This window comes from Mycetohabitans sp. B2 (assembly GCF_021733735.1).
In the GTDB taxonomy this organism is placed as follows: domain Bacteria; phylum Pseudomonadota; class Gammaproteobacteria; order Burkholderiales; family Burkholderiaceae; genus Mycetohabitans; species Mycetohabitans rhizoxinica.
Window position 1 is genome coordinate 1 of the sequence record NZ_JAHKSP010000154.1, and the last position, 456, is coordinate 456.

Here is a 456-nt window from a genome sequence, read left to right on the forward strand (position 1 = left end):
ATTGCAGCCAGCCTTCAATGCCGTCCGATGTCTCGCCAAAGTACAGTGTTAGGTCGAATTTGGTACTAAGACGTTCCAGGTCGATCTTCTCAACGGTCAGTCCCGGTAGGGCAAAATCCGACACGGGTATATTGAATCCATTGACCATGACCTGAAAGATCGGTTGGCGAGAAAGGTCGCGTACCGGCTGCAGCACCTCCACCAACTTCTCAAAAGGCACTGTCTGGTGCGCATAGGCGCCCAGCGTGGTTTCACGCACGCGTGCCAGCAACGCGTCAAAGCGAGGATCGCCTGACAGATCGGTACGCAGCGCCAACGTATTAATGAAGAAGCCAATCAATTGCTCGGCTTGAACCTGCGTGCGTCCTGCGATGGGTGAGCCCACGACGATGTCGTCCTGTCCGCTCCAGCGACTGAGCACGACTTGGAACGCGGCGAGCAGGGTCATATATAGCG

Annotated in this window: 1 protein-coding gene; it reads right to left on the minus strand. The window is 55.9% G+C overall.

The window, feature by feature from the left end; all coding sequences use genetic code 11:
• On the minus strand, nt 1-456 hold a 456-nt coding region (locus KPG66_RS17190; protein WP_237071653.1), incomplete at both ends, for a condensation domain-containing protein.